The following is a 25,000-nucleotide window of genomic DNA, read 5'->3' as shown; positions in this document are numbered from 1 at the left end:
ATGAGTTATGGTCGTCAAGCCAAAAAAGCAGTGTTTATAGTCTTATCAAACATAAGATACTACACATTTTACTGCAAGTCCCTTAGTATGAATGCAGGACAAGCAACCAGGAATGATCATGAAAAAAATAGCATTAACTATAGCTCTACTCTGCTCAGCTAGTCTATTTAGTGGGCAAGCAGCTGCCAATGCCTTTGTAGACGGTGAGGACGCTGTTAGCTACCGACAAGCTGCATTTCAAACCATTCGATTTAACTTGGTCGATATCAACGATATGTTCCGTGGCAATGTGCCCTACGACTTAGAGCGAGTGCAACGCCGGGCAGAAGCTTTAGCCGCATTAACTCAATTGCCTTGGGAGGCTTTTAATATTCCGGGAGCAGACCATGCTAGTGGCAAAGTGAAAACGGCGCTGTGGCAAAACCTGGATGACTTTAATAGCCGGGGCGATAAATTTGCTGCTGATGCTGCTGCACTGCATGAGGCCGCCCAAGCCGGTGACCGTCGCCAAATCCAAGGCGCTTTTCGTGAGTTTGCCAATAACTGCAAAGCTTGCCACGATAACTATCGAGCGGATTAATCCAGCGTTTGTTGAATACAAAGGGGCCCTGTCGGCCCCTTTGAAGTATCAGTCAGTAGCTGAGCATCCTAATCAAATCAGCGCCCTGCCACCAATAAAAAAACAGCATAAACACCCCAACCAAGACAAAGTAACTCCAACTCGACTTCAGCGGTTTCACCGTTGATGATTCGACCTCCGATAGCTTGCCATGCAGCATCCCCATGATCACGTTATGATGGCGCCAGCTATGCCATATAGCAGCAGCAATGTGGACCAAAGAAGCAATGATAATGAGATCAATACCCAATTTGTGCCAACGCGTTGCCAATGACACCACATCGCTAGGTACATAACGCACTAAAGGACCGTCGGTAAAAATATGATCCGTGGTCATCAAGCCGGAAATCAACTGCAGACTAACCAATAGCAGCAAAGCAAAGATCATATATGACGATGCCGGATTATGTCCCATCACCGGAGTCGGCTGACGGAAATAATGCCAGGCCCGTTTTGGAGATGCGGCAAACTCACTAAAACGAGCACTGCGACTACCGTAAAATCCCCATAGCAACCTTGCGACCAGCACCGAAGCCAAGGTGTAAGCCAACAACTGGTGCCAATCCATTAACCCTTCAGAGCCGGTGTACCAAAGGCCAATTAGCAACAGCAATTGGCTCCAATGGAAAAAACGCACGGCTGGATCCCAGACTTTTTTGAGTGTTGTCATGCATTGCTCCTGATTTATGCTAACCTTCTGATTTATGTCAAAGAGTTTAGCATATGCGTTGGTTGAAATGGATCTTGGCTGGTCTGCTTATTGTGGCCGGTGTAGTCGCAATAAGCCTCTATGGTCTACTCAGGGCCAGCTTACCCCTTTATCAAGGCAGTGTTCAGGTTGCCGTATCTGATCCCGTATCCATTCAACGAGATGCTCAAGGCTATGCACAAATTCATGCTGGCAATCGGCCTGACGCTGCTTATGCTTTGGGGTTTGTGCATGCGCAAGAGCGCTTTTTTCAAATGGATTTATTACGCCGCAATGCAGCGGGAGAACTTGCAGCCTTATTTGGCAAGCGGGCACTTAGTGCTGATTTGCAATTACGCCAGCATCGCTTTCGTTACCGGGCAGAACAGGCACTGGCACAGTTATCGTTAGAGCAGTTGCAACTGCTAACAGCCTATAGTCGTGGCGTGAATGATGGCTTACAAAGCCTGACCGTTCGCCCGTTTGAATACATGATACTGCGTGCTCAGCCTGAGCTTTGGCGTGAGGAAGACTCATTACTCACCATATACAGCATGTATCTCGACTTACAAAGCTCACTGGGTAAAGACGAGCTGGCGATGGCTGCTTTGGCAGAGGCCATTCCCGCTGACTGGATGGCTTTTTTACAACAGTATGCCTCCGAGTACCATGCAGCTATTGATGGTTCAAACAAAGCCGCCGTACCAATGCCTGAGTCTCTCTACCCCGATGTACTGAAAGCAATAAAGACAGCGTGCCTCGACTGTACTATCAAAGACAGTGTTGATATTGGCAGTAATAATTTTGCGGTTGGTGGTGCCCTAACCTTACATGGTTCAGCGATGCTAGCCGATGACATGCATTTGGGGATCCGGGTTCCGGGCACTTGGTTTAAAACTCAGCTAAACTGGTCATCTGGCAGCGGCGAGCATAAAGTCACTGGGCTAAGTTTGCCGGGTGCTCCAGCCATCGTTGTTGGTTCCAATGGGCATATTGCTTGGGGTTTTACGAATAGTACTGCTGACTGGCATGATGTGATCCGTTTGCAACTGGATGATTCAAAATCCCAGTATAAAACCCCGGCTGGTTGGCAAGATTTTGATGGATATGAAGAGATCATCGAGGTCAAAGGTCAGCCTGCCACCGTGATCAGAGTGAAAGAAACAATCTGGGGACCAGTAATGACCGGCGCTGCAACCCAGAACCATTCTTATGCATTGCGTTGGGTTGGTTACGATATTCAAGCCAATAACATGGAGCTAGTCCGGTTGGAGCAGGCAACCACGGTGCAACAAGCCATGGCTATCGCTCCTTTAGCTGGGATCCCTGCGCAAAACCTTCTGGTCGCCGATAAATCAGGGCAATTGGGATGGACCATCATGGGCCCCATCCCTGAACATACCTTGCAAAATTGGGACAAACCACAAGACTGGAGCCAACCACAGAATCAATGGCATGGCTATTTAACCGCCGAGCAGTATCCAAACGTGGTGAATCCACCAGAACATCGGTTATGGTCGGCAAATGCCCGGGTAGTGGGTGGCGACTACTACGCGTTGCTTGGTAATGGTGGCTACGATTTAGGGGCCCGTAACTGGCAAATTAAACAACGCCTGTTTGCCAAAGAACAATTTAATGAACAGGATTTACATGCCATCCAGCTAGATCACCAAGCCTTGATGCTGGCGCCTTGGCAACAATTATTGCTACACCACCTCGATGATGATTTTGTGCAACAGCATCAATTGCATGCCTACCAAACGGCCGTGTTTGAAAGCAGTGATTATGCAGCAATCGATGCGGTCGGTTACACGCTGGTTCGAGCCTTTCGGCAAAAAACATTGGAGTTATTGTTCGCTCCTCTCTCAAGTTATCTGGAACAACGAGGTTTAAGAAGCTGGGATCTAAAGTACCCACTGGCAACCGCGGGCTGGGCCATGATTCAACAGCAACGTCCAGATACCTTGCCAGAGGCATTCGATAGCTGGTCTGTGCTGTTTGAGCAAGCCATACTGCAAAGTCAGGCTGAGCTTACGCAGCGCTATGGTCCTTTATCACAACAAAACTGGGGCAGGCTCAATCAGGCTCGTATCCTGCATCCGTTAGCATCCGCCATTCCATGGCTTGGAGAGCGATTAAATATGCCCAGCAGCGATTTGGCTGGCGATAGCCATATGCCGCGCGTGCAACGGCCTGGCTTTGGTCAGTCACAGCGCATGGTGGTCGCGCCCGGGCATGAAAAGTACGGCATTTTAACCATCCCGACCGGACAATCAGGTCATCCACTTTCCCCCTTTTATCGAGCTGATCATGATTTTTGGCTGCAAGAGCAGCCACTGCCCTTTTTACCAGGGCCAGTAAAATATAGCTTGCAGCTACTGCCTAAACATTGACTTTAGCCATCCAGACTGATAAAAGTATTTCTATGAACAGATATATCGCCATCCGCTTCTTTTTTACTCTCTTTACCACCCTATTCGGGAGGTAGTGAGTCGCGGGCGCGTGAACACTAAAACCTCCCTGTCGGGAGGTTTTTTTTTGCCAGCTTTTAATGAGGACGTGCAACCCATGGAACTAAATGAAGTAAGAGAACATATTCAGCAAACCGATCAACAACTGCTGGAGTTGCTATCCAAACGCCGCAAGCTAGCATTGGCTGTAGCGGATGCCAAGCTGAATCAAAATAAAGCCATTCGAGATCAAAAGCGTGAAGAAGAATTGCTGCTGCGGCTGATTGAGGCAGGTAAACCACTGGAGTTAGATGCCCACTATGTGACCCGCCTTTTTCATGTCATTATTGAAGACTCGGTACTGCAACAACAAGCCAAGCTGCAAGGCGAGCTGAAGGGAATGCAGGGCCCAAGTGTGAAAGTGGCTTATTTGGGCGGCCAGGGGTCTTACAGTTATTGGGCTACCCATAAATACTTTACCCGCCGAGCAGAGCAGATAGTGGATATCGGTTGCGATAGTTTTAACGACATCGTGAAGTCAGTGGAAACAGGCCATGCAGACTATGCCGTGTTACCTATTGAAAACACCTCTTCCGGCAGTATCAATGAAGTGTATGATATCTTACAACATACTCGCCTATCCATTGTTGGTGAGCTCACTCACCCGATTGATCACTGTGTGCTAGGTCTGGCAGGAACCAATCTCAATCAGATCCGTCAAATCTGTGCTCACCCTCAGGTTATCGCTCAATGTAGCCAATTTCTGCTCGGGTTATCCAACGTCAAAGTTGAATACTGTGATAGCTCATCCGATGCCTTCCAACGTGTCCAGCAAAAAAATGATCCTACCATCGTTGCTATTGGTGGTGAGGCTGGTGGAAAAATATATGGCTTACAGGTGCTCGCTAGCGATTTAGCCAATCAACGAGACAACGTCAGTCGCTTTATTGTCGTGGCTCGCAAAGCGGTGACTGTTGCCAAAGCCATTCCTGCCAAGACCACCTTTATCATGTTTACCGGTCAGCAACCGGGGGCGCTGGTCGATGCACTGACTATTTTAAAACAGCATGGCATTAGTATGGCCAAGTTAGAATCACGCCCCATTCCTGGCAACCCTTGGGAAGAAATGTTTTATGTCGATGTCTTTGCCAACCTGAATGACTACGCCATGACCAGAGCTTTGGAAGAGTTAAACCGCATTACCAAGTTTATTAAAGTATTGGGTTGTTACCCAAGCGAAGACATTGAGCCTACTCAAGTCAGCTAAAGCCATAAAAAAGAAGGCGCCATTAAGGCGCCTTCAAAAACAACAGGGAGGTAAACCGTGTATAAAATTAGCTGTTCGCGCGAGTACGAATAGCATCAATCACCGGTGAACCTGAGAAGCCATTGCTTTCGGCCCACTCGATATCACCTGAAGCAGCTACCTGGCTACCTGGTAATTGCTTAATAATAAAGTCAGCAGTGTCATTAGCACTGTGGCGGATTGCATGACGTACCAGTGGCAGGCCATCGCATAAAATGCCGTCGTAAACGTTACGCAGACGCAGGCGGTGATCGCTCAGCGTTTTACGCAAGTTGTTGCGGCTATCGGCAGCAACATAGGAACAAATAGATTCAGCCAGCTGCTGATCAGCAGAGGCTTGTGAACTAAAAACACCAGTGGCGGCAAGAACAGACGCTAAAGCTACAAATTTCAATTTCATTTTCTGGCTCCAAAACAATAGTACATAGTCAGAATACATTCGTCAGTGAATGATATGCTAGGTCGTGCTTGCGAAAGGTCTATCAGACTACTGCTGTTGCAGTTCACATTGAGTTCAGGAAGAAGCTCAATGGCAGCCCAGCTATCATGGGAAACAAAGTTTCCTTTAGATCTGAGGCTTTGCGTGAGCACCCTTTCGGATGTCGTGCCTTTCGAAGTGAGTGTATTTTATACAATGCAAAATAACTTCGCAAGCTATTTTGTTGCATTTTATCCGTTACACCATGACAACTATCGCATCACTACAGCGGGATAGTCTGTCCTTGCTCAGCAATTGCCACAGCACAACCTTGCTGTTGCATCAATGATTGCAACACCTCTTGCGCCTTAGGTTCACCGTGCACCAGATAAAACTGAGGGTGACCACCGATCGCTTGAGCCCATTGCAGCAACTCGCTTTGACCAGCATGGGCCGAAAAGCCACCGATAGTATGTACCTTCGCTTTGACCATGATATCTTGACCGAACAGTTTAATACGCTGCTCACCATCAACTAACCGTCGTCCGAGTGTGCCTTGCGCCTGAAAACCAACAAAAATAAGATGATTCGAGTTTTTCCAAAGGTTGTGTTTGAAGTGATGCACAATACGACCACCATTGCACATGCCACTGCCTGCAATAATGATGGCTCCTTGTTTAAAACGATTGATCGCCATAGAGTCTTCAGCCGATTCTGATAACTTCAGAATCGGTAGAAATGAAGCCAAATCATTGACTTGCTTTTTTTTCATCATTCTGGTGTCGTCTTGGTCAAAGCTATGGAAGTGTCGGTTGTATACTTCAGTAATGGCAATTGCCATTGGACTATCGAGGAAAACGATTTTTTGCTTCAACTTACCTTGATGATACAACACACCTAAATAATACAGTATCTCCTGGGAGCGCCCAAGCGCAAACGCAGGAATAAATACGTTACCACCGGATTCATAAGCTTCATCAAGCGCAGCGGAAAATTCATTCACGGTATCCTCTAAAACCTTATGATTACGATCGCCATAGGTACTTTCCATCAACACGATATCTGCCGACGAAATCTGAGCAGGATCATTCATCAGCACCGTCGCCGGGTTCCCTAAATCACCTGAAAATACCAGATGACGCATGCCTTGCTGCCCTTTCAACCAAAGCTGAACAATAGCAGATCCTAGAATATGACCCGCATCGCTAAACTCCAGCTCCAAACCCGGTAGGGGATGAATACGCTTGTTGTAAGTGGTTGCTTCGCACAGAGCCGACACCCGCTCAGCATCGATGATTTGCATCACTGGATCATGCTGTTTCTTGCCCGCTCGCGCAGCCTTTCGGTTTTGCCACTCGAGATCCTTTAAATACAAAAATACGGAATCTTTCAATAGCACTGGCAACAGTTCAGCAGTCCCTTTAGTGCAATAAATTTTGCCTTGAAAGCCTTTAGCAACCAGCAAGGGCAATAAGCCACTGTGATCAATATGGGCATGCGATAAAATCACGGCATCAATGTCTTTTGGTTTAAATTGAAAGCGAAACTTATGCCACTCGCGGATCTGATCACGTCCTTGCACCATGCCACAATCGAGCAAAACTTTTTTGCCATTGAGTTCAAGCAAATAGCAGGAACCGGTAACCTGCCCAGCCCCCCCAATAAAAGTTAACTGAGCATTAATGGGCATTGGTAACCTCCGATAAGATAGTAGTTTGCTCTGTATGAGCTTGGCTGTATAACTGTTGCACTGATGCAATGCTGTACATTGCTTTGGTCAGTTGATGATGAAAGCGACGTAGCTCGGCCAATTGCAATAACTGTCTACCGCCATCATCATGACTCAAACGATCCGTCATCACCATAATATGCAGCTGTTGTTTTAATTCGAGTCTGGAACGGCTAATGTCTCGGTACAGACGCGCAATTTGCTCCGCCTCTTCAGGTAACTGCAATTGAGCGAGCTGCTGCCAAAAAGTGGCTGAGCTCTGAAAAGCAGCGGGACTGTCTGATACTTGCTTTTCAAGCTGCGGCACCATTTGAAAGAGCATTTCAAGGCGCAATTGGCTTTGCGTGACATGCTGTAAAGCTTTCGACTCTTCGGAGCTTAATGCCTGCTGTCCCAACTGCCCTGCAAAACTGGCAATATCGCGTTGCAGTTGCTTTAGTTCATCCAGATTATTTTGGTCGATAGGTTGCTTGATCATCTGCGCCATCAACTGGCAAAACCCTTGCAATACGCGCTGTTGCTCCATGCTTAGTGTTTTCAGGGCAAGGGCCGGCAAGGCAAGGCTGGATCGATCCAATACGGTTAATTGCAGCATAGCCTGACCACGAAACTTTTGATTAAGCCAAATCACCAGCCGACCAGTAATAGGCCACATCAGTAACACACCCAACACATTAAACAAGGTATGAAATAAAGCCAGGCTGAAAGCGGCATGGCTACTGTCAAACCAGTACTGCTGCAACCAGACAATTAGCCAGAGTAATGGCTGCAAGATCAGCAGAGCCACAACGCCAGTCAGTACATTAAAAATGAGATGTAACCAGGCAAGGCGTTTCGCTTTAGCTGTAGCAGCCAGCGTTGAAAGCAAAGCCGTTGAAGTGGTGCCCAGATTGGCTCCTATCACAAAAGCAGCACCCAGCGTCAGCGGCAGTGCCCCGGTGGCTACCGCAGTAATCACTAAAGCAATTACCGCAGCTGAAGCTTGCATGAGCGTACTTAACACGGCACCAATAAGAACGGCTAACAGCAGCCCCATAATCCCTAGTTGCGCCAATGCATCAAATTCGATATCAAGAAATACAGCATCAAAACTGGTTTTTAAAAAGCCAATGCCCAAAAACAATAAGCCAAAACCTGCAATCCCCTGCCCGATACCCTGCCACAAAGCTTTGTTGACGAAGGTTTTCGCTACAATACCGATACCAATCACAGGCAATGCCAGTGCATCAATTTTAAATTGCAGACCAACCAAGGCGACAAACCACCCGGTAAATGAAGTCCCGACATTGCTGCCATAAATGACATAAGCGGCATTACGTAACGAAAGGATATTAGCGTTGACAAAACCGATGATAGTCACGGTCACTGCGCTGGAAGACTGAACCGCGACAGTCGCAGCGGTTCCTATCGCCACTGCAGATAATGGCGAGCCGGTAAAACGCTGCAATCCTTGCACCAGCCCTGGCCCCGCAGCCAGCTTCAGCCCCTGTGTCATCCAGTCCATGCCCAGCAGAATAAGGCCAAGTGCGCCCAGCGCCATAAAGAGGTCAGTGATCATCAGCTTGTCATCAACTCCATAAATACTATTTTATTTCATCTATTTATACAGGATTACTATTCACCTAAGCTTAGCCTATATCAAACAAGATGACGTTCGCTTGATGATAACTTATGCTTAGGCTGAAATAGCCTTGTCGCTTTTAGTCTGGAGTACAGATGTCAAAATCCAATCACAACAAATCCACCCATGGTGAACAAAGTCAACTGTATCGGCGCCATCTCAACTCAGCTCAAAACTCAGTTGAAGCCATTAATACCTTGCAAGATCATGCCTCCTATCGGTTAGCCTTTGCTGATCATGAGTTTCTTATGCAGGATGAGTTACGCCATGTCCGGCTACAACTGGAGTATCTGAAGCCTCAACTGGTACTGGAACAACATCAAGTGAAAGCAACCATTGTGGTGTTTGGTAGTGCTCGCTTTTTGGCACCAGAAGATGCTAATGCTGCGTTAGAGCAAGCTGAAGCAGCACTCACAGCAGAGCCAGACGATCCTTTCCATCAAAAGCAGTTGCAAACTGCGAAGCGCGATCTAACGAATAGTCGTTATTATCAGGCATCACAACAGTTTGCCCATCAAGTGACGACCCATAGTGAGTTGAATCCGAATTGTTCATTAATGATTATCAGTGGCGGTGGTCCGGGGATTATGGAAGCAGCCAATCGTGGAGCCATGCAGGCGGGTGGCAAAAGCATTGGGTTGAATATTGTGCTGCCAAGAGAGCAACACCCCAACCCTTACATTACACCAGAGTTTTGTTTTCAATTTCACTACTTTGCCATTCGGAAAATGCACTTCTTGCAGCGTGCCCGCGCTTTGGTTGCTTTTCCTGGTGGTTTTGGCACCTTAGATGAGTTATTTGAAACCTTGACCTTATTGCAAACCCGCAAAGCGGAAGCCGTACCGGTCATCCTGTATGACGAACAATTCTGGCGTCGACTGATTAACTTTGACATGTTGGTCGAAACTGGCGTGATCAGCGCCAGCGATTTGGAGTTGATCACCTTTGTCGACTCACCTGAGCACGCTTGGCAGGTCATTTATGATTTTTACGATTTAGGGGCTACCTAGCGAACAGAGCTTGTTGACTATCCCTTACCATCGGTGGCTTTTTGCAGAAGTTGCCGACTTTCGCCTAAAAACTGTTCCGCTAGTGTACCAAAAAACTGCTGGCCTTTATTAAATTCAGCCATTAACGCTGCTTTATCGTGCTGTTGTACCTGTTGCAATACCTGCTGAAAGCGCTGTAGATATCGTTGCAGCAGCTCTGCTGTTTGTACCGAGGACAACATGATATCAGCATACAGCTCAGCGTTCTGAGCAAACAAGCGCCCTATCATCGCAAGCTCTAATCGATAGATGGGTGAACTCAATCGCAGCAACTCTGTCAGATCAGCCTGCTCTTCAGCCAAGTGCACACCATACACCAGGGAAGTAAAATGACGCATTCCCTGGATTAGCTGCATACGCTCATCATGCACGTCTGCACTTTGCTCGGTAAGCTCGGCTCCCCATATCGACAGCTGATTCACTAACCAATCACATTGCTCAGAAGCCCGCCCCGGACAAACAACAATGACTTGCTTGACCAGGTGGGTTACATCCGGTCCAAACATCGGGTGCAAACCGATCACCGGACCTTGGTGCTGTGCCAGCATGCATGCCAATGGCTTGGCTTTGATACTGGTCAAGTCTGCTAAAATACAATCATCCGGTAATGGCGGTAGTTGTTGTATCAATTGACAGGTCAGGGTGATAGGCGTAGCCATCAATACCAAGACAGCATCAGCACATATCTGCCTTGCCCGAGCCCAGTCGGCACTTTCTATCACTTCAACCTGATAACCAGAACGTTGAAACAAACTGACAAACCGACGTCCTAGCGCACCAGCCCCCCCGACGACGACGACTTTGCCACCGCCAGAGCGACTGCAAACAAAGCCAGTTTCTTGCGTTTGATACGACTCACGCATAATACGGCGAAGTACATCTTCCACCAGCTCAGGTGAGACCTGATTGAGCTCAGCTTGCTGACGCCGGGCTTTTAACAAAGACTGCTCACGCTCTGGCATATAAACCGGTAAACCAAACTGCTGTTTGATCCGACCTACTTCAGCCGTTACTGCTGCACGTTTGGCCAGCAACTGCACCAGTTCACTGTCTAATGCATCAATTTGCTGACGCAGTGGTGTTAGTGCTTGTTCCGGGGTCTGACTCATGCCGCAGCAACCAGCGCCTGCATTTGCTGATGGCAACGGGCTAACAATTCAGCGGTTGTGTCCCAATCAATGCAGGCATCGGTAACCGATACGCCATATTTTTCAGCTTTACCATCAATCAGATCTTGTCGGCCCGCATGCAAGTGACTTTCCAGCATAATACCAATAATGGCAGCATTACCTGCCTGACGCTGAGCAATGACATCCGTAGCAACAGCGCCCTGACGGTTGTGATCTTTATTCGAGTTACCATGGCTGCAATCCACTACGATTGCAGTCGCTAAATCAAGTTTATTTAACGCAGTTACCGCCTCTGCAATGCTGGCTACATCATAGTTCGGCTTTTTGCCGCCACGCAAGATAATATGGCCATCAGGATTGCCTTCGGTTTCCACCAACGCCACTTCACCACGTTGATTCATACCGATAAAACGATGTGGGCTCGCCGCCGATTGCAGAGCATTCAAAGCGATCCCTAAATTGCCATCAGTACCATTTTTAAAACCAACAGGCATGGATAAGCCACTGGCCATTTCCCGGTGCGTTTGTGACTCTACAGTACGAGCACCAATCGCAGCCCAACTGATTAAATCGGACATATATTGTGGACTGATAGGATCCAATGCTTCAGTCGCAGTCGGTAATTCCATATCAACCAGTTTCAATAGCAATTCACGCCCCCAAGTCAGGCCAGTTTCCAAATCAAATGAATCATTCAGATGCGGATCGTTAATAAATCCTTTCCAACCCACTGTGGTACGTGGTTTTTCAAAATACACCCGCATTACGATGTACAAGCTGTCGCTGTATTGCTGTTGCAACTGCTTTAATCGCTCGGCGTACTCGATAGCAGAAACGGGATCATGAATGGAACATGGCCCGGTGATCACCAGTAAACGGGGATCACGACCATGAATAATATCGGCAATGGTTTGCCTTGCTTGCTGGACAAATTCAGCGCCTTGCTCAGATAACGGCAGTGCTTGTTTTAAAACAATAGGTGGGCTTAATGGTTTTTCTGCAGCAATGCGCAGATCATCAACGCGGGTGGTCATGGAAAACTCCTGATTGTGAAGCACCCTTAAGTGTAAGGTAGAAGCTGGAGTCATGCTGTCGTATTACACCAGCGCCAGACAACCGTAAACTTAAGAGTACATTTCGTACTAAATTAATTACAATTAAAGCATAGTACTTGCCATCCGGTGTCAGGTCAACCCATGAAAGCCAATAAAACAAAGGGGAAAACCAAATCATGGGAGAATGAAAAACGTATAAATAAGTGTACAAACAGAAGTAAAGAGAACACAATCAATGTCAGTGATTTAACGAAACTCTGTCCGTAAGCGCTGATAAGCCTGTCGTACCTGCAAAAACTGCTCTCCGTCACCGCCACGATCAGGATGGTATTGCAAGGCTAAACTACGATACTGCCGCTTCAGCTGTAATAGAGAACAAGGCCAGCTTAGTTGTAGCACCTGACAGGCTTGTTGCAGCGAAAGAGGATCAGCCTCGGCAGGTCGCTGCACATAACGCCAAAAATCATCCAGCTGTTGCTCTAAGGTAGCCGAGCTCATCTGATAAAAGTGCTGCCAATCCAGGTAATAACCGGCCCGGCCCTGATCATACTCAGTTGGTTGCTGAGCCTGGTAGGTATGCAACTGCACTTTAGCCAGACCAATCTCCAGCCAGGCAAACTGCTGTTCAGCCCATTGCAGCTGTAGCTGATACAATAAATGCTGCACAATAAAGTGCCGCTGAAACAAAGCCAGCTGAGGGTCGGATGGTGCCGAGGTTAGATGCAACCCTAGTTTTTGCAATAAGGATTGCTCGGTTTGTACCTCGTTACTTTGCAGTACAATGGCTTCAAGCTGACCACGCAATAAGCGAAGCTGAGGTTCGGGGAGTGGACATTGCATAGAACTACCATGCCAAAGCAGCAAGCAGTTTACAAGTTAAAATGATAAGAGTGAATGGATACAAAAAAGGCTGGCCCATAAGGCCAGCCTTTTTGCATTGCTTTGCTAAAACAATCTTAGTTAAGCTTTTCGCGGATACGCGCTGATTTACCTGAACGATCGCGTAAGTAGTACAGTTTGGCACGACGTACCGCACCGCGACGCTTAACAGTGATGCTATCAATCATCGGGCTGTGCGTCTGGAATACACGCTCAACACCTTCACCACTGGATACTTTACGTACTGTGAATGAAGAGTGCAGGCCACGGTTGCGCTTAGCAATCACGACACCTTCATAGGCCTGAAGACGCGTTTTTTCACCTTCTTTTACTTTCACCTGAACAACCACGGTATCACCCGGGGCGAATGCAGGAACATCTTGTTTCAGTTGCTCTTGCTCAAGTTCTTTGATGATGTTTTGGCTAACTTTGCTCATAACAATCTCTCTATACCTGGAATTAACTGTCTTGCCGCTGCAACGTCTGGTGTTCCTGTTGGAACTCTGCCAGTAGTTTTCGTTGCTCCTCAGTCAGAGCCAGGGAATTTAACATATCTGGCCGTCGTAACCAGGTCCTACCAAGGGCCTGTTTCAAACGCCAGCGTCTGATATTATCGTGGTGACCACTCAGCAGCACTGAAGGCACCTCTTTCTCTGATAACACTTCTGGTCGGGTATAGTGCGGACAATCCAGTAAACCGGAAGCAAATGAATCTTGCTCTGCCGATAAATCATGTCCTAACACGCCGGGTACCAATCGCGACACTGCATCGATCAATGTCATAGCTGGCAACTCGCCCCCACTTAACACGTAATCACCAATTGACCATTCTTCGTCAATTTCAGTTTCGATTACGCGCTCGTCAATCCCTTCGTAACGGCCAGCGACTAAAAGTAGCCGTGCGTGCTTTGCCAACTCTGTTACACCTTGCTGATCTAACCTACGACCTTGCGGCGACAGGTAAACCGTGTGTACCGGACCATCGGCTGCCTGTTTTGCAGCACGAATAGCATCGGTGAGTGGCTGTACCATCATCAACATACCTGGTCCGCCGCCGTAAGGCCGGTCATCCACCGTGCGATGCTTATCCGTGGCATAATCCCGCGGATTCCAACATTGCAGCTGAACTACCCCTTGCTTTACTGCGCGCCCAGTGACACCAAAGTTTGTAATGGCCTGAAACATTTCGGGAAACAGTGAAACCACTCCAACCCAAAGCTTGTGTTGTTCCGGCATTAAAACGCTGGATCCCAGTCGACAAGAATACGACGCTCGGTTAAATCAACGTGCTTAACCACTGTATCGGCTAAGTACGGCAACAACCGTTCTTTCTTACCAAATGCATCGGTTCGATTGGCTTTCACGACTAAAACATCGTTGGAGCCAGTCTCCATCAAATCAGTCACTTCACCCAGGTGATAGCCTGCTTCATTGACCACAGCCAGACCCATCAGGTCTTTCCAGTAGTAATCACCTTCCGCAAGCGGCGGTAACACCTCTGGTTGCACTGCGATCTCAGCATTGACATAACGCTGTGCCAGATCACGATCAGCAATACCCTCCAGCTTGGCAATCAAACCATTACTATGGCGTTTCCAGCTGGATACCTGCATTGGTTGCCAGTTACCCTGAAAATTAACGAACCAGGGTGTGTAATCAAAAATCCCTTCCGGGATATCCGTGTAGCTGTTCAGTTTTAGCCAGCCATTGATGCCGTAAACAGCACCAAACTTGCCAAGAACGATGAAATCTTTCTCACTCAAGCCGACAACTCCACAGACAACGCTAAATTAAGCAGCTGCTTTTTTAGCGGTTTTTACCAAGTTAGTCACACGCTCACTCAAAGATGCACCTTGTGCAACCCAGTGGTTCACGCGCTCCAGGTCCAGACGCAGTTTTTCTTCCGTGCCGGTGGCGATTGGGTTAAAGAAACCAATACGCTCAATAAAACGGCCATCACGGGAAAAACGGCTGTCCGCAACCACAACTTGGTAAAAAGGACGCTTTTTCGCGCCACCACGTTGTAAACGAATAGTTACCATACCGTCCTCTAAAATTATCGTTCAGGTTTTAAAAAAACAACAACACCTCCGACGGTTCGGAGGGCTGGTGCATTGTACGGATTTTCATCCCAATTGCAAGGAGTTTCGCGGCTTATCGGGGGGGCAACATACCAGGTGGTAACTTGCCGCCCATGCTACGCATCATCTTGGATAAGCCACCTTTCCCAGACATCTGCTTCATCATCTTTTGCATTTGACTGAACTGCTTCAACAGCTTATTGACTTCTTGCACCTGATTACCAGAGCCTGCCGCGATGCGCTTTTTCCGCGAGCCCTTGATCAAGTCGGGGAATTGCCGCTCTTTTGGTGTCATCGAGTTAATAATAGCCTCCATTCGGACAAACTGCTTGTCATCCATCTGACTGGCCGCGCCGGCAGGTAAGTTTTTCATGCCGGGTAGCTTATCCATCATCGACATCATGCCGCCCATGTTGCGCATCTGACTTAATTGATCACGAAAGTCTTCCAGACTGAAGCCTTTGCCTTTCATCATCTTCTGCGCGACTTTAGCCGCTTTGTCTTTATCGACTTTTTGCTCGATATCTTCAATCAGACTCAGTACATCGCCCATACCCAAGATACGCGACGCAATGCGATCAGGGTGAAAGGGCTCCAGCGCATCAACTTTCTCGCCCATACCAATAAACTTGATGGGCTTACCCGTAATATGACGAATGGATAAAGCAGCACCACCGCGGGCATCACCATCGGCTTTAGTTAAAATAACACCGGTTAACGGCAAGGCATCATTAAATGCTTTAGCCGTATTGGCCGCATCTTGTCCCGTCATAGCATCGACCACGAACAGCGTTTCAATCGGCTTTACCGCCGCATGCAGCGCTTGGATCTCTGCCATCATGCTGTCATCGACATGCAAACGACCAGCAGTATCCACCAGCAAAACATCGAACATTCTGGTCCGGGCATGGGCAATAGCATGATTGACGATATCCACTGGTTGCTGCGAGATATCGCTCGGGAAGCACTCTACGCCCACCTCCATCGCCAAAGTTTCTAACTGTTTAATCGCTGCAGGGCGATAGACATCAGCGCTAACTACCAGTACTTTCTTCTTTTTACGCTGCGTTAAATAGCGAGCCAACTTGGCGACTGAAGTGGTTTTACCCGCCCCTTGTAAACCGGCCATCAGCACCACAGCGGGCGGCTGAGCATTTAAGGCCAACTCCTCATTAGCCTGCCCCATTGCTTCTTCCAGCGCTTTACGGACAATCTTGATAAATTCTTGTCCAGGTGTCAGGCTTTTGCTGACTTCAAGACCTACGGCTTTCTCTTTTACTTGACTGACAAAGTCACGCACCACCGGTAAAGCAACATCTGCTTCCAGCAAAGCCATTCGGACTTCACGCAAGGTCTCTTTCACATTATCTTCGGTCAGACGACCCCGACCACTGATGTTTTTCAGTGTTTTGGTCAGGCGATCAGACAAATTTTCAAACATAGTCACTACCTTGAATCATCACATTACTCCTAGTATACCTGACTCACTTCATACAGTCAGCCACCCAAGGCACGCAGTACCAAGTACATACCCTGGTAAAGGCATTGGTATTCACTGGCGACTTGCAATACAATGGCTATCTGACTGTAATTCAGGGAAAGTTTTGCATGTACACGCTGTTGCTGCCTCTATTATCCATGCTTGCCTATGCGCTAGCAGCCGGGGCTGTATTAAGTCGCCTGTTCCATCCAGCAGGCCCCCAGTTAAAGTTCACCTTTAGTGCAGCTTGTCTGGGTTTATTGCTGCATGCAATAGTACTATCAGCAGCTTTGTTTACCGCTGAAGGACAGAACTTTAGCCTGCTCAATGTCAGCTCATTGGTGAGTTGGCTCATTACCGTCGCTGTCACTCTGACCGCACTGCGCTCGCCCCTGATTTTACTGTTACCCGTGGTTTATGGCTGTGCCGCCTTAGTGCAATTAGCAAGTATGCTATTGCCTCAGGGCTCACAGATGGTGAATGTTGAACATAACCCCGTGCTGTTATTGCATATCCTGATTGCCTTTATCGCCTACGTCATTTTAATTCTAGCGACTTTGTATAGCGTACAAGTCAGTTACATCAGCTATAAGCTCAAACATAAAGCAATGCTAACCATGCCCTCCTATTTGCCGCCTTTAATGCAGGCTGAAGTGCTGCAATTTCGATTACTACTCATTGGAACCTTGTTATTGGGTTTAACCTTACTCAGTGGCGCGCTCTTCACTGCGGATTGGTTTGCGAAACAAAACCTGCATAAGAATGTGCTGAGCCTTATGGCCTTTCTGCTTTTTGCCGTTTTGAGTTGGGGCCATGCCCGCTTAGGCTGGCGTGGAAAGATTGCTATCACGCTGACCTTAATAGGTAGCATCGTGCTGACCCTAGCGTATTTTGGTAGCCGCTTTGTGCGGGAGTTTCTTATCGCCGGAGTGGTCGGATGATTTTACTTGTGAAAAGCAAAGGTCCATACTATCCATTCTTAGCTTTCAGGCCATATAGGTAACCCACTTTTGGACGCGATTTCCACCAGTACTTTATTTGTAATTCTTGGCGTACTTATCTTCATCTCCGCATACTTCTCCGGCTCTGAAACCGGTATGATGTCTGTGAACCCGTATCGCCTGAAACATCAAGCCAATGAAAATAATAAAGGCGCAATCCGGGTCACTCAGCTTCTGAAGCGTCCTGACCGGTTGATTGGTTTGATCCTCATTGGCAATAACCTAGTGAATATTGCTGCCTCTGCAGTTGCCACCATTATTGGTATGCGTTTGTTTGGTGATGTTGGTATTTTGTTGGCGACCGTTGTACTCACACTGGTGATCCTGATTTTTGCTGAGGTCACGCCAAAAACGATTGCCGCCTTGCATCCGGAGCGGATAGCCTTTCCAAGCTCAGCGTTATTAAAGCCTTTACTCAAAATACTTTACCCTTTGGTCTGGCTGATCAATCAAATCACCAATAACCTCTTACGGCTGTTAGGGGTGAGTGCCGAGCAACACAAAGGCCATAGTTTAAGTTCAGAAGAGCTGCGTACTGTGGTGCATGAGGCCGGAGCAATGATCCCGGAGCAACACCAGAATATGCTGGTTGGTGTGCTCGATTTGGAGCATGCCACGGTAGAGGATATTATGATCCCACGTAACGAAATCAATGGCCTTGATGTCAATGACGACTGGAAGCAGCTGGTTCGGCAACTGGCCAACTCGCCACATAGTCGTTTGCTGCTGTATCGCGATACCATCGATGACGCATTAGGCTTTTTAAATACGCGAGACTTAGTACGCCCTTTGCTGAAAAAGCAATTAACCAAGGCCAGCCTACTTCGTTCGGTACGGGATATTTACTTTATTCCCGAAGGCACACCGCTCAGTACTCAATTGCTGAAGTTTCAAGCCTCAAAAGAGCGCATCGGTCTGGTAGTGGATGAATATGGTGATATTCAGGGGCTGGTGACATTGGAAGATATCCTGGAAGAGGTGGTCGGTGACTTCACCACTGACATTGTTGATGACAAACATGAAGAAATCATTGCTCAGCCTGACGGCAGCTTTCTGATCGAAGGGGGTATCAACCTGCGCGATCTCAACCGTGAAATGCAACTCAAATTCCCAACCGATGGGCCAAAGACATTGAATGGTCTGGTGCTGGAGTATTTAGAAGAGATCCCGCAAGGCTGCCTCAGCCTCAAACTGGCGGGCTACCATCTCGAAATTGTTGAGGTGCAAGACAATATGATTAAAACCATCCGCATCTTGCCTCATATGAAGAAGCGTCGCGATCACTGATACGACGCTATCTCGACTGACAGTAAGACGATACCAGTCGCTTAAAAACCGATTAAGCGCCGGAACCAACCACGCTGCAGCTCTTTTTCACAGCTACTCAGCTGGGTTGCATACATTTTAGCTCGATCATCCACCCGGCGAGCTACCGATATCAACCAGGTTTTGCTGCGATAGGTTCCACGCTGATACCCTCCCCAGCCATCGTGATAATTAAGATACTGGTTGTACGCATCCCACTTGGATACCCCATTAATCCGATGTGTCTTATCCATATACCAACCCATAAAATCAATGGCATCAGCAAAATTACTCCGGCTGGCAAAACGACGGTTGGTCTCACGTTGATAATCCGCCCAGGTTTCCGTTTTTGCCTGTGAGTACCCATAAGCAGAACTAGCGCGACCATAAGGAATAAAACCAAGGAAATAGCGCATCGGAGGACGAGCATTGTGACGGAAGCTACTCTCCTGAAACATCATGCTCATCGGCACATGGATGGGTACTCCCCATTTATCACGGGTGTTTGCCGCTGCCCGGTACCAGGAGCGATGCTCTTTGAAAATATCACAGATATTACTACTATTTTGTGGCGGTGGAGTACTGCAACCGGAAAGCACTAACATCACCGCTGCAGCCGAACTCATTACAAATATTTTTTTCATGGTGTGAACTTTCATCATCCAATAGCTTCTAATCTGGTGCAAGGATGCAAAACAAGTTTTACGTTTCCCTGGATTTTATTCCTGTTATGCGGCCACTACTCTCCTGGTGGCCGCTTTTTTTTTGCGCTACTCACTCTCTAAAGAGCAAGGCTTGGGAGCGAAATAATCCTGTAGATAAGCATCGAAACTTACGGTATCCCCAGCTTCAACTGCTTGCTGTTGCAACAGCGATTGCTTAGCCATATCCAGAAAGTCTTGCTCACTAAAGCATTGATAATCACGCTGTGTCAATTCATCACGGTACCGCTCGGATAACTTCAATGCATATGGGCCATTATCTTGCTGGCTGGATAACAAGGTATTGAGTAATTGCCCCGAAAACGTCTGCGCAGGATCCAGTAAACAAATATAAAACTGTTTTATCGTGGCCTGATAGTGATCACCACCATAAGCTTGATCCAACCAGCCAGCAACAGCCATCAACTCATCAAACACACTCTCTGCCCAGTCAAGCATCAATCTGGGCTGACCTGAATCAATCAAATCCAACGTCTGTTTGCGACCATCGGTGACAACTTTACGTAAGTTCTGCTCGGTGATGAGCTGTTCCTCGTGGCTAAGGTCAGGGCTATCACTCAATAAACAATAACAGAGAAACACATCTAAAAAACGCATCTGATCGGCGGAAATGCCCACCGCGCTAAATGGGTTGACATCCAAAGCACGAACCTCAATGTACTCGACTCCCCGGGCAGCCAGCGCACAGGTTGGTCGCTCACCACTTTCAGCAGTACGCTTGGGCCGAATGGTCGAGTAAAACTCATTCTCAATCTGTAGAATGTTGCTATTGAGCTGTTGATAGCCAGCACTTGCATCGCAGGGGATCTGCTGATATTCAGCCGATGGCGTTGTGATAGCCTGATGTAGTCCAGCAATGTATTCATCCAGCGAGTTATAGGTTACTTTTAAGCTGGATTGCGCACTATTGGTGTAACCCAAATCACTCATTCGAAGTGAAGTGGCATAGGGCAGATACAAGGTTCCTTTGCCTGTTTCCTGAAATGCATAACGACTTTCATTTCCTTGCAAAAATGAGCGGCAAAGCGCCGGAGAGGCGCCAAACAAGTACACAATCAACCAGGCCAACCGTTTGTAGTTTCGGACCAGCGCCAAATACTGCTCAGAAATAAAAGCCTGATCAGCGGCTACAGCCCCCAAAACCTGACGGTAATGTGGCCAGAAGCCCGCCGGGAATGAGAAGTTAAAATGAACACCACTGATGGCCTGCATCATGCTGCCATAACGATTTTTCAGCCCTTGTCGATACAAGGTTTTCATTCGCCCGACATTGGAAGAGCCATACTGCGCCAGCTCGATCTCATCTTGATGGGAGATATAACACGGCATACTCACAGGCCACAGTCGCTCATCACCGAGCTGTCGCAGGGTAAAAGTGTGAATATCAGCCAGTTGCGCTAGCGTAGTGTTGATATCCGTATCAACCGGAGTAATAAACTCAAGCAGTGACTCAGAAAAGTCAGTGGTAATCATCGGGTGCGTCAACGCAGAGCCCAGTGCATTCGCATGGGATGTTGGCGCCAAAGTTCCATTGCTTTGAATTCGCAAACACTCTCGTTCCAAACCTCGACGGATCCCAACAATACTGCTGACATGCTCAGCGGCAGACAAGTCTGCTAAACGTTGCTTCAGAATTGGATTCAAAAAAACACCCTTACCTAATCATCATGGTGGTCAATGCCAACAAACCTCAATTCCTGAGGCTTGTTGCGCTGTGGACAAACACTCAAACAGTCCCCCTCAGGCGCTGTCTGCTAAAGCTTACGGCTCAGATTACTCTGGCTTTTTTGGGTCATCAATAGCTTCAGTCGTCTTTACCTCGGTAAGTTCGACATCTTCAGCATCACCGATTACATGCTCCAACGTCAGTTTATTCACACTTCGGTAGGTGGTGATTGGGCCTGAGCAGGCATATATCAAGAATATCAACAGCAACATTTCAGCCGGACGGGCAGCTATCACCACGAAAATTAGCACCACCACCAAGATGGTGATAAATGACACCTTGTCGCGCCAGTTTACATCTTTAAAAGAATGGTAGCGCAGGTTACTCACCATTAATAAGCCTGCCAAAATCGTGATTAAACCAACCAGATAGCCCAAAGATTGCCCATCAATTTCGTAATAGGCGCCCGTCCACACCATACCAGCACAAAGGGCAGCAGACGCAGGGCTGGCTAAACCTTGGAAGTAACGGCCATCTGTGACCGACAAGTTGGCGTTGAAGCGTGCCAGCCGAAGCGCAGCACATGCCACAAACAAAAATGCCGCTAGCCAGCCAAACTTACCTAAATCGGATAAGGCCCAGGTATATACCACCATGGCAGGCGCCATACCAAAAGAGAGCATATCCGCCATGCTATCGTATTGGGCACCAAATTCACTTTGAGTATTGGTTAAGCGAGCCACTCGTCCATCCAGGCCGTCGAAGATCATAGCAACGAAAATAGCGATTGCAGCAGCCTCAAAGGAGCCATTCATCGAAGAAATAATAGCGTAAAAGCCTGAAAATAAACCTGCTGTAGTGAGTAGGTTGGGTAATAAATAAATGCCTTTACGGGGCTGAGTATCAGCTTTATTGGATTCGGTCATAAGTCCACTTAACGAAGAAAGAAACGGAGTTTTAATCGCTTAATGTATCATGGATCGGAAAATCGCAAAAGAAAAGCTGTCGCACTCAGTATAGCAAACTGATTTTTAAAATTACGGCCAGGAACGGTCTGATAGACTACAGCCTGGCCATCGTTCAAAAACAATGCCCACCAATACGGTGGGCATTTTCTCAGTACGGACAGACAACGCTAGCTTAACGAATTACAAAATCATCGCCATCAGTGTCAATGGACACGGTACTGCCTGGCACAATTTCACCTTTCAATAGGGCTTGTGCTAGCGGGTTTTCCAGATAATGCTGAATGGCCCGCTTCAATGGCCGAGCCCCGTAAACGGGATCAAAGCCTGCTGCGGCTAGTTTATCCAAAGCGGCTTCACTCACCTCCAACTGATAATCGCGATCCTCTAAACGTTGACGCAACCGTTGCAGTTGGATACCGGCAATGGACTTGATCTGAGCATGCCCCAGTGGGTGAAAGACCACCGTTTCATCCACCCGGTTTAAAAACTCAGGCCGGAACTGCTTAGCAAGTACATCTAATAACATCAGTTTCATATCCTGATAGCTAGACTCGCTACTATGCTCCTGAATAACATCGGAACCTAAATTTGATGTCATAATAATCACAGTGTTTTTAAAGTCGACGGTACGGCCCTGACCATCAGTTAAGCGGCCATCATCCAGCACCTGCAACAGAATGTTAAACACATCCGGATGCGCTTTTTCCACTTCATCCAATAAAATCACTGAATAAGGCTTACGGCGCACGGCTTCGGTCAAATAGCCCCCTTCTTCGTAACCAACATAACCAGGCGGAGCACCGACCAAACGCGACACCGCATGTTTTTCCATAAACTCTGACATATCGATACGAACCATGGCATCCGGGCTATCAAACAAGAACGTAGCCAATGATTTGGTCAGCTCGGTTTTCCCTACCCCAGTTGGCCCAAGGAATAAAAACGAACCAATTGGCCGGTTCGGATCCGACAAACCCGCGCGCGAGCGACGAATAGCATTGGCAACAGCAGCGACCGCTTCTTCTTGCCCAACCACGCTCCGATGCAGTGCGTCTTCCATCTGTAGTAGTTTATCGCGCTCACCTTCCAGCATTTTACTAACAGGTATACCCGTCGCTCGTGACAATACATCGGCAATTTCATGCTCGGTTACCCGGTTGCGCAACAGTTGCATGTCTTGCATTTCTGCCTGGCTTGCCAGATCAAGCCGTTTTTCCAGTGCAGGAATTCGGCCATACTGCAGTTCAGACATTCGCTGTAAATCACTGGCACGGCGTGCAACTTCTAAATCAAGCCGAGCTTGCTCTAAATCTGCTTTGATATTTTGCGTGCCTTGCAAAGCGGCTTTTTCAGACTCCCAAATTTCATCCAAATCTTTGTACTGCTGTTCTAGCTCCTGAATTTGTTCCTGAATGGCTTCACGGCGCTTTTTACTGCTATCGTCCACCTCTTTAGCCAGTGCGTTATCTTCCAATTTCAGTTGGATAATACGCCGCTCTAAGCGATCCATTTCCTCTGGCTTCGAGTCCATCTGCATACGAATACTCGATGCCGCTTCATCAATCAGATCGATGGCTTTATCAGGCAACTGCCGATCACTGACATAACGATGTGACAAGGTGGCGGCAGCCACTATGGCGGGATCGGTAATTTCAACGGCATGGTGCAGTTCGTAGCGTTCTTTTAAACCACGTAAAATGGCGATGGTATCTTCAACACTGGGTTCATCCACCAACACTTTTTGGAAGCGGCGCTCAAGGGCGGCGTCTTTTTCAATGTATTTCCGGTACTCATCAAGCGTAGTCGCGCCCAAACAATGCAACTCGCCTCGAGCTAAGGCTGGCTTGAGCATATTACCCGCATCCATAGCACCATCGGCTTTACCTGCACCAACCATGGTGTGAATTTCATCGATAAATAAAATGACCTGACCTTCCTCTTTGGCCAATTCATTTAGCACAGCCTTTAACCGTTCTTCAAATTCACCACGATACTTGGCTCCAGCCAGTAAAGCGCCTAAATCAAGCGATAGCACTCGCTTATTTTGCAGACCAGATGGGACTTCTTTGTTGATAATACGCAGCGCCAGCCCTTCGACAATCGCGGTTTTACCGACTCCGGGTTCACCAATCAAGACCGGGTTGTTTTTGGTACGACGCTGCAGCACTTGTATACAGCGACGAATCTCTTCATCCCGCCCAATCACAGGGTCTAATTTACCTGCTTCTGCCCGAGCGGTTAGATCCACGGTATATTTGTTCAAAGCTTGCCGGGTATCCTCAGCATTAGGATCCTCGACCTTTTGACCAGCACGCATATCATCAATGCCTTTCATAAGGGCGTCTTTGGTGACACCCTGCTCACGTAAAATAGAACCTAAAGTGCCTTTGTCTTCAGTAGCTGCCAATACAAACAATTCACTGGAAATGTACTGGTCTTTGCGTTTTTGCGCGTATTTATCACATAGATTGAGTAAGGTGCCCATGGCGGCAGAAAGCTGCACATCGGCACCAACACCTTCAACCGTCGGCAAGCGCTCAATGGCCTGAGTGACCTTCAAACGCAACTCATTAAAATTAATGCCTAATTTATTTAGTAAATCACGAACTGTGCTGCCATCTTGATTCAATAAGGCATGCATTAAGTGGACTGGCTCTATAAACTGATGATCCCGCCCCAAAGCCAATGATTGCGCATCGGCAATGGCCTGCTGGAACTTGCTGGTTAAACGGTCAAGTCTCATGACGCTCTCCAAGAAAAACAATAACAACTGTTATAGCTTATATTGTGTGTGGTTGGGTACTTTTCAAGCAGGATGCGTCAAATTATTGAC

At 47.7% G+C, this 25,000-nt stretch carries 22 protein-coding genes and 1 riboswitch; of the genes, 6 read left to right on the top strand and 16 right to left on the bottom strand.

Annotated features, from left to right (window positions below):
* Positions 1–118 precede the first annotated feature (118 nt).
* A complete protein-coding gene (locus tag Q3O60_RS01460) occupies positions 119–580 on the top strand; it encodes a c-type cytochrome (RefSeq protein WP_305892129.1) in 462 nt (153 codons plus the stop codon).
* Positions 581–632: 52 nt separating this feature from the next.
* On the opposite strand, the gene Q3O60_RS01455 is transcribed toward Q3O60_RS01460, so the two are convergent.
* Entirely contained in the window at positions 633–1,289 is a 657-nt protein-coding gene (locus tag Q3O60_RS01455; protein ID WP_305892128.1) for a cytochrome b/b6 domain-containing protein, read from the bottom strand.
* A gap of 53 nt (positions 1,290–1,342) precedes the next feature.
* On the opposite strand from Q3O60_RS01455, the gene Q3O60_RS01450 reads away from it, so the two are divergent.
* A complete protein-coding gene (locus Q3O60_RS01450) occupies positions 1,343–3,700 on the top strand; it encodes a penicillin acylase family protein (RefSeq protein WP_305892127.1) in 2,358 nt (785 codons plus the stop codon).
* Positions 3,701–3,875: 175 nt separating this feature from the next.
* Complete coding sequence (locus Q3O60_RS01445) at positions 3,876–5,024, top strand: chorismate mutase (protein WP_305892126.1); 1,149 nt, start codon at positions 3,876–3,878, stop codon at positions 5,022–5,024.
* A 67-nt stretch (positions 5,025–5,091) separates the two neighbouring features.
* Here the strand turns inward: Q3O60_RS01445 and Q3O60_RS01440 are convergent, their stop codons facing one another.
* The 3 genes from Q3O60_RS01440 to Q3O60_RS01430 all read right to left on the bottom strand — a co-directional run bounded on the left by Q3O60_RS01440 (position 5,092) and on the right by Q3O60_RS01430 (position 8,768).
* Positions 5,092–5,463, bottom strand: coding sequence for a DUF3718 domain-containing protein (locus Q3O60_RS01440; protein WP_305892125.1), 372 nt, complete (start codon positions 5,461–5,463; stop codon positions 5,092–5,094).
* A gap of 128 nt (positions 5,464–5,591) precedes the next feature.
* A riboswitch (cyclic di-GMP riboswitch) is annotated at positions 5,592–5,682 on the bottom strand.
* 82 nt (positions 5,683–5,764) lie between these two features.
* The gene (locus tag Q3O60_RS01435) at positions 5,765–7,171 is read right to left on the bottom strand and encodes an MBL fold metallo-hydrolase (protein WP_305892124.1); all 1,407 of its coding nucleotides are present in this window, start codon (positions 7,169–7,171) and stop codon (positions 5,765–5,767) included.
* Entirely contained in the window at positions 7,161–8,768 is a 1,608-nt protein-coding gene (locus Q3O60_RS01430) for a Na/Pi cotransporter family protein (protein ID WP_305892123.1), read from the bottom strand. Before Q3O60_RS01430 ends, Q3O60_RS01435 begins: the two co-directional genes overlap by 11 nt.
* Before the next feature lie 158 nt (positions 8,769–8,926).
* Between Q3O60_RS01430 and Q3O60_RS01425 the strand changes: the two genes are divergently transcribed.
* Positions 8,927–9,841, top strand: coding sequence for an LOG family protein (locus Q3O60_RS01425; RefSeq protein ID WP_305892122.1), 915 nt, complete (start codon positions 8,927–8,929; stop codon positions 9,839–9,841).
* 17 nt (positions 9,842–9,858) lie between these two features.
* On the opposite strand, the gene tyrA is transcribed toward Q3O60_RS01425, so the two are convergent.
* The 8 genes from tyrA to ffh all read right to left on the bottom strand — a co-directional run bounded on the left by tyrA (position 9,859) and on the right by ffh (position 16,466).
* Positions 9,859–10,989, bottom strand: a complete 1,131-nt coding sequence (gene tyrA, locus Q3O60_RS01420; protein ID WP_305892121.1) for a bifunctional chorismate mutase/prephenate dehydrogenase — start codon at positions 10,987–10,989, stop codon at positions 9,859–9,861.
* Entirely contained in the window at positions 10,986–12,044 is a 1,059-nt protein-coding gene (locus Q3O60_RS01415; protein WP_305892120.1) for a 3-deoxy-7-phosphoheptulonate synthase, read from the bottom strand. Before Q3O60_RS01415 ends, tyrA begins: the two co-directional genes overlap by 4 nt.
* A gap of 267 nt (positions 12,045–12,311) precedes the next feature.
* Positions 12,312–12,905: a DNA-J related domain-containing protein gene (locus tag Q3O60_RS01410; RefSeq protein WP_305892119.1), complete on the bottom strand. Its 594-nt coding sequence runs from the start codon at positions 12,903–12,905 to the stop codon at positions 12,312–12,314.
* 116 nt (positions 12,906–13,021) lie between these two features.
* Positions 13,022–13,381, bottom strand: coding sequence for a 50S ribosomal protein L19 (gene rplS / locus Q3O60_RS01405; RefSeq protein WP_305892118.1), 360 nt, complete (start codon positions 13,379–13,381; stop codon positions 13,022–13,024).
* Between the two features lie 22 nt (positions 13,382–13,403).
* On the bottom strand, positions 13,404–14,180 hold the full coding sequence (gene trmD, locus Q3O60_RS01400; RefSeq protein WP_305892117.1) for a tRNA (guanosine(37)-N1)-methyltransferase TrmD: 777 nt from the start codon (positions 14,178–14,180) through the stop codon (positions 13,404–13,406).
* Positions 14,180–14,707: a ribosome maturation factor RimM gene (rimM, locus tag Q3O60_RS01395; protein WP_305892116.1), complete on the bottom strand. Its 528-nt coding sequence runs from the start codon at positions 14,705–14,707 to the stop codon at positions 14,180–14,182. The genes trmD and rimM overlap by 1 nt, the downstream gene beginning before the upstream one ends.
* Before the next feature lie 27 nt (positions 14,708–14,734).
* Positions 14,735–14,986 (bottom strand): 30S ribosomal protein S16, encoded by a 252-nt coding sequence (gene rpsP, locus Q3O60_RS01390; protein WP_305892115.1) that lies wholly within the window; start codon positions 14,984–14,986, stop codon positions 14,735–14,737.
* Positions 14,987–15,098: 112 nt separating this feature from the next.
* Positions 15,099–16,466 (bottom strand): signal recognition particle protein, encoded by a 1,368-nt coding sequence (gene ffh, locus Q3O60_RS01385; protein ID WP_305892114.1) that lies wholly within the window; start codon positions 16,464–16,466, stop codon positions 15,099–15,101.
* 167 nt (positions 16,467–16,633) lie between these two features.
* Between ffh and Q3O60_RS01380 the strand changes: the two genes are divergently transcribed.
* Positions 16,634–17,446, top strand: coding sequence for a cytochrome C assembly family protein (locus tag Q3O60_RS01380; protein ID WP_305892113.1), 813 nt, complete (start codon positions 16,634–16,636; stop codon positions 17,444–17,446).
* Positions 17,447–17,515: 69 nt separating this feature from the next.
* Positions 17,516–18,793, top strand: a complete 1,278-nt coding sequence (locus Q3O60_RS01375; protein ID WP_305892112.1) for an HlyC/CorC family transporter — start codon at positions 17,516–17,518, stop codon at positions 18,791–18,793.
* Between the two features lie 41 nt (positions 18,794–18,834).
* Here Q3O60_RS01375 and Q3O60_RS01370 read toward each other — a convergent pair whose 3' ends face one another.
* The 4 genes from Q3O60_RS01370 to clpB all read right to left on the bottom strand — a co-directional run bounded on the left by Q3O60_RS01370 (position 18,835) and on the right by clpB (position 24,910).
* A complete protein-coding gene (locus Q3O60_RS01370; RefSeq protein ID WP_305892111.1) occupies positions 18,835–19,455 on the bottom strand; it encodes a transglycosylase SLT domain-containing protein in 621 nt (206 codons plus the stop codon).
* 126 nt (positions 19,456–19,581) lie between these two features.
* Positions 19,582–21,177, bottom strand: a complete 1,596-nt coding sequence (gene gshA, locus Q3O60_RS01365; protein WP_305892110.1) for a glutamate--cysteine ligase — start codon at positions 21,175–21,177, stop codon at positions 19,582–19,584.
* A gap of 129 nt (positions 21,178–21,306) precedes the next feature.
* Entirely contained in the window at positions 21,307–22,125 is an 819-nt protein-coding gene (gene pssA / locus Q3O60_RS01360) for a CDP-diacylglycerol--serine O-phosphatidyltransferase (RefSeq protein WP_305892109.1), read from the bottom strand.
* A gap of 214 nt (positions 22,126–22,339) precedes the next feature.
* Entirely contained in the window at positions 22,340–24,910 is a 2,571-nt protein-coding gene (gene clpB, locus Q3O60_RS01355) for an ATP-dependent chaperone ClpB (protein WP_305892108.1), read from the bottom strand.
* Positions 24,911–25,000: the final 90 nt, after the last annotated feature.

It is taken from the genome of Alkalimonas collagenimarina (assembly GCF_030717845.1).
In the GTDB taxonomy this organism is placed as follows: Bacteria; Pseudomonadota; Gammaproteobacteria; order Enterobacterales; family Alteromonadaceae; genus Alkalimonas; species Alkalimonas collagenimarina.
The sequence above is the reverse complement of the archived record's forward strand: the minus strand, read 5'-3'. Positions and strand labels throughout refer to the sequence as shown.